Origin of the sequence: Stieleria sp. (assembly GCF_041595215.1) — a bacterium.
GTDB lineage: Bacteria > Planctomycetota > Planctomycetia > Pirellulales > Pirellulaceae > Stieleria > Stieleria magnilauensis.
Genome location: NZ_JBFHKV010000520.1, coordinates 1 through 5,774 on the forward strand (window position 1 = coordinate 1; position 5,774 = coordinate 5,774).

Genomic DNA, 5,774 nt, shown 5'->3' on the forward strand with positions numbered 1-5,774 from the left:
ACGGCGGCACCGGCGACAAACACGCTGCCTTCGAGCGCATACTCTCGTTTCGGAGACGTACTGGCAGCAACCGTCGTCAACAGTCGGTGCTTGGACACCAGCGGTTGGTCGCCGATATTCATCAGCATGAAACAACCGGTTCCGTAGGTGTTTTTAGCCATCCCATGACGCGTGCAGTTCTGACCGAACAGCGCGGACTGCTGGTCTCCGGCGGCGCCGGCGATCTTGATCGGGCCGCCGAACCACTGCGTTTCGCTCTCGCCATACACATGGCTCGACGGAAGCACTTCGGGCAAGATCGCCGCGGGAATTTTCAACAATTCCAATAGTTCATCGTCCCACTGACCGGTCGCGATGTCCAACAACATCGTGCGTGAAGCGTTCGTGATATCGGTGACATGAACACGACCGCCGGTCAGTTTCCAAATCAACCAGCTATCCATCGTGCCGAACGCGATCTCGCCGCGCTCCGCCCGCGCCCTGACGCCCGGCACCTGGTCCAGCAGCCAACGAATTTTGGTCGCCGAAAAATACGCATCGATCAGAAGCCCCGTCTTGGACTGAATCAGATCAGAATGACCTTGGTCGCGGAGTGCATCACAGAATTCCGACGTCCGCCGGTCTTGCCAGACGATCGCATGATGAATCGGCTCGCCCGTGGATCGATCCCACAACAAAACCGTTTCGCGTTGGTTGGTGATCCCGATCGCCGCCACGTCGTCTGCCGACAGACCACAGGACGCCATCACCTCCTGAGCGACGGCGAGCTGTGATTCCCAGATTTCGTTGGCGTCATGTTCGACCCAACCGGGCCGGGGGTAATGTTGCGTGAATTCACGCTGGGCGACGCCCAACACCGCCCCCGATTGCTCAAACGCGATCGCTCGCGAACTTGTCGTCCCCTGGTCCAATGCAACAACAACGCCCATCGTGTCCGCCTGAAAAAGTGAAATAGATGACTGGAACGGTAGTTTAACAGTTCTGGTGACGAAGACGGATTGAATTGATTTGCCTTCTCTCTTTCCGTGGCGTCTGGTCGGAGATTGGAGGTAGGAAGATTTTGGAGGTAGGAAGATTTCGTTCCTTCCCGTCAAAGCCTTGGGCCGCAGACACGTTCGTGTGCTAGGTCTCGGTCCACGTCGGAGAATGGTCAAAAAATTGGGTGGTCAAAAAATGGTGGTGACCGAGGAATCGTCGCTGCGAGGTGACTCCATTTTTTGACCAACGAATTTTTTGACCCCAGCCATCGGCCCAACGTCTGTCTGCATGCGGACTGGGACAATTCAAAGAAAGCACTTGTTGAGTGGGACCAATTCGCCCCAGCTAGAGTTCACCGCTTTCTTCTAGCGATCGCACATGAAATCGGGATCAGGAGCAATTCAAATTCGGACAGGCAACTCCAAAACAACCCATTCTACCAAAACGGCTCCTGACCCTTTTTGACCTCGGCAAGGTGCCTTTTTCGTTGGCTAATGGCGGTGGTGAGCGATCTTGAGGGAGTCCTCCCGAATCATTTTGCTCCAATCATTCTGCCATCCCAAGGCGTCGAGTCCGTTCTTGCGTGCTTCGGAGAATGGTCAAAAAATTGGGTGGTCAAAAAATGTCGGTGACCGAGGAGTCGTTGCTGCAAGGTTGCTCCATTTTTTGACCAACGAATTTTTTGACCCCCAGCCATCTGCCCAACGTCTGTCTGCAGGCGGACTGGGACAATTCAAAGAAAGCACTTGTTGAGTGGGACCAATTCGCCCCAGCTAGATTTCACCGCATTCTTCTAGCGATTGCACATGAAAGAGGGATCAGGAGCAATTCAAATTCGGACAGGCAACTCAATAACAACCCACCCTACCAAAATGGCTCCTGCCACCTTGTTCCACCTGCACCGGAAACACATTACGAGAGTGTCCCGCCGACGAGTTGCGCTCGCAGCGTTCTGAGCTGGGCGAGGCGTTCTTCCAATTGAGCGATCTGTTGGTCGATCGATTCGACGTTCCTCGCTTCGACCGGCATCAGCAGATCGCCCCGGTTGGCGTCGGTCTTGCTGATCCGGTGCAGGATCGGAATCACGATCGAGATCGCGGCGACGACGATCGAATGGGCTGCGAGAAATCGCCACAACAGTTCCGAGTTGATTTCGAAGACGATGACCGTCGCGATCAACAGGGCCAAACCGAAGATGATCTGGGTTCCGAGGAAATAAACCCAGCGAAATCGGCTGGCCAACTTGGCGATCGACAGCAGCGAAACGTGGATCGTCGCGATCCCGATCGAAATCAACACCGTCGTCATTTTCCAGTAGGCTTCCGAACCGACTTCGAACCAGATCCCAAACAACATCAACGCGGTCGTCACCGCCGTTAGCACCAACCCGGACTTGGGCATCAGGTTCAATCCCGACGGCGTCCGGGAAAGGTCACAGGCCAACCCGCAAACGCTGGCCACCGCGAAGATCACCGTGGTCAAGATCACCCGGACCTCCAGCCATCCCCAGTTGCCCCGCAGGACCAATACGATCCCCAACAGCGCGCTCAACAGGACGGAACCGATCAATAAATACAGAAGCGGCTTTTTGAGATTGCTACGGGGGCTCATGGGAGAGGCTCCTAGGCGATTGGTACGTTCCCGACGCGATTGCAAATCATTGTCTACCGGTCAGGAGAGCCCGAAGCGAGCGGGGACGTGCACAAAAAACCGCAAAAGCCCTCTACACCGAACCCTCGGCATCGAGCTCCCGCGTCAAGAATTCGGCGAATCGTTCCAGCGGCGGGGTTTTCAGGCCGGCCACTTTGGCTTCATCGTCCCACCGTCTCAATCGCACCGCGACTTCGGCGAACGGCTGCGCCAAAAAACGCTCCGCTTCCTCCGCCGTCATCGGTCCGCCTTGCAACGCCAGGCTGACCCGAGACGGTTCGCTCAGTGCCCTCATGTAGTCCGGATCCACCGCACAAAGATACCGTTTCGCTTCGACGTGCATGCGGACCGGCTCGGTCACCGCAGCGGAGAACAAAGGTCGCAAGAAGTGATCGCCCGCCCGCTCATGGTGATCATCGATCCCCGCATCCGGTGCATCGTCGGGTAAGTCATGCAGTAAATGACCGATATCGTGCAACAGTGCCGCAACGATCAACGAGGGTTTGGCATCGGCCTGGAGCGCGAGAAACGCCGCTTGCAACGCATGTTCGCGCTGGGTGACCGGTTCGCCCCCGTATTCTGAATCTCCCTTGCGAACGAACAATTCAATGATCTGTTCTGTTATTGTCATGGCGTATCCGGCCTCGTTCCCACCGCCTTTGGTCGTACCGCGACGCGGATCGGGCGATGCTGAATGGAGTATTCGATCGCCGCGTTGGTCTCCGACAGATCAAACGTCCGTGCAACGAGTTCGGCGAACGGGTACTTGTGGTGGCATCGGCTGATGAAATCGATCGCGCTGCGTAAATCGACCGGCGCGTAGTTGTGGACACCGATGATCGACATCCACTTGCGAACGATGCTGGTCGGATCCAGCTGCACCGGCCGTGATTCCATCACCGAACCGACCAAGATCACGCGTGCACCGATGTCGCCGACTCGACACGCGGTTTCGATCGCGTCGGGCGAACCGGAACATTCCAAGATGACATCAAAGGGTACTTGGGTTGCCCCAATCGAGTTCACTGAAAGGGTGTCGGTCGCACCAAACCGTTTGGCAAGCTCCAGCCGCTGCGGGTCGACGTCGCAAATCGCCACCTGCTTCGCGCCCGATTCTTTACCCAGTGCGACAGCCGTCAATCCCAGCATGCCTGCGCCGAATATCAAGATCCTTTGATCGGAAACGTCGCCCGCCATCCGATACGCCGCCGCGATGGTGGACGTGGCACAATTGATCGGGCTGGCCACTTCGTCCGGTAACTCGGCCGGCAACCTGGCGATCGTCGTGCCGCGTCGCAGCAAGATGTATTCGGCCAGCCCGCCGCTGAGCGCCTCGCGACCGTCGGCGACCGAATGGCCATATTTCACCAACTGACGACACTTTTGCGGCATCCCCGACCGACAGCGGTCGCATTCAAAGCAGCTGACGCAGACCGACCACGTGACACGATCGCCGATTCCAAGCGGTTGCCCCTCCACGTCCCTCGGACCGGGATCGGCGAGTTCGACGATTTCACCGACAACCTCATGGGCCAAGATCGAGGGCGTCGGTTCGATTCGCAACCCTTTCAAGGTATGCAGATCACTGCCGCAAATCGTGCAGAGCCGAATCCGCACCAGGGCTTCACCGGCCAACAGACTCGGTCGCGGAAACGCCTCCATCGAAAGCGGTTGACCGGCTTGGTGAAAGACCGCCGCTCGACACGTCTGCGGTTGCTTCATTGATGGCGTGGTACGACGACGTTCAGACATTGCCGCCCCCCGCTTCTGCGGTTTCCACCGGTTCCGAATTCGACACCATCCGATTCCGCCCCACGTCCGCTGCCGTATCGTCGACCTCGATGACCGTGCGGAAATAACGAAGCGATAAACACAAAGCGGCGATCGAGATAAAGCTTGAAACCAGCAGAAGCATCCGAAACGACGGCATGACCGAATCCGGCGAGGGAAGCGTCATTCGGATCGACAACACCAATGCGTAACCGAGGTAACCGACGGCGTCGGCAACGTACATCAAAAACACCACATTGGCAGGATGACGCGACGCCGCGACCAGCCGTTCGAAGACGGTGGTGTGAAACGCGACGTAGGGGACGTACATGCCCACGCCGCACGCAACCATAAACACGAACGGAGAGATCAGACCGCCGGACTGCATTAGCGCCGACGCACCGACGATCGAAAACGCACCGCACATCACGATCGTCACGATGCGCACCGCCGCCATGTTGTGACGGATCCAGACGGCAAACGCGTTGAACATCGTGACCACCATGGCGACGACCATTTCCGATCGGGCAAAAATCGAAGGCGTATCGCCGACCCCCAGGTCGCGCCAGATTTCTACCGCGAAATCGTCTCGTACGGTTCGGATGACGGTCAACGCCACGTAGACAAAAATCAACAGCGACAACCCCGGCCAGTACTCCAACCAAAATCGACGACGATCCTGGCGGGTCATCGCGTTTCTATCGTTGCGATGTTGACGATCCGTTTCATCGGGAGGCGGTGTGGACTGGAGCAACCAGACCGAGACCAACAGGGGCAGCAAGAAAATCAATCCGACCAGCATCGGCATCTGAAACTCGCTGACGCCCCAGTCCTGGATGATCCACCGTCCGACGGACTTCACCACACCGGACGCGATGATGAAACTCGCACACAACGCCGCCGACAACGCCTCGGTCTGTTTCCTGCCTTCCAAATAAGACAGCACCAGCCCGAACACCATCCCCAACGGAAAACCGTTCAAGAACAACAAGGGGGCCTTGAGGACGAGCGGCGCGTAGGCAAAACCGACCAACGCCAATTCCGCCGTTACGATCAACCCCACAATGGCGACGGCACGTCGATGACGCCGCATCTCCGAGACGACTTTGATGCCGACAAACTTGGAAATCATGTAGCCGGCCAGTTGTGAAATGACCAGCACCGATTTCAACCCCATCCCCAGCAGCTCCTGCCCCTCGTACGTTCCCGCGGTGAACGGCTTGCGAAACGCGTACATGCAAAAGTACGTGCTGAACGCCGCAACGGCAGCCAGCAAAAGTCGCGAGCGGGGGTTGCTGCCGTCGGAAGGAACGTCTGCCGAGGCGATGTCAGAATCGGTGGAGGGCACGGCAGGGAACTCGGTGGACCGGATTGAT

General features: G+C 57.6%; 5 protein-coding genes. All 5 read right to left on the reverse strand.

Annotation, left to right across the window (positions count from 1 at the left end; genetic code table 11):
• On the reverse strand, positions 1-929 hold a 929-nt coding region (locus tag ABX749_RS19185), incomplete at its 3' end, for an FGGY family carbohydrate kinase (protein WP_372897381.1).
• Positions 930-1,890: 961 nt separating this feature from the next.
• Positions 1,891-2,589 carry a hypothetical protein gene (locus ABX749_RS19190; RefSeq protein ID WP_372897382.1) on the reverse strand — a complete coding sequence of 233 codons (699 nt, stop codon included), beginning with the start codon at positions 2,587-2,589 and terminating at the stop codon, positions 1,891-1,893.
• A 112-nt stretch (positions 2,590-2,701) separates the two neighbouring features.
• Entirely contained in the window at positions 2,702-3,259 is a 558-nt protein-coding gene (locus ABX749_RS19195) for a phosphonate degradation HD-domain oxygenase (RefSeq protein WP_372897383.1), read from the reverse strand.
• Positions 3,256-4,380, reverse strand: coding sequence for a zinc-binding dehydrogenase (locus ABX749_RS19200; protein ID WP_372897384.1), 1,125 nt, complete (start codon positions 4,378-4,380; stop codon positions 3,256-3,258). The genes ABX749_RS19195 and ABX749_RS19200 overlap by 4 nt, the downstream gene beginning before the upstream one ends.
• A partial coding sequence (locus ABX749_RS19205) for a DUF5690 family protein (RefSeq protein WP_372897385.1) occupies positions 4,373-5,774 on the reverse strand: 1,402 nt, incomplete at its 5' end. The genes ABX749_RS19200 and ABX749_RS19205, both read right to left, overlap by 8 nt.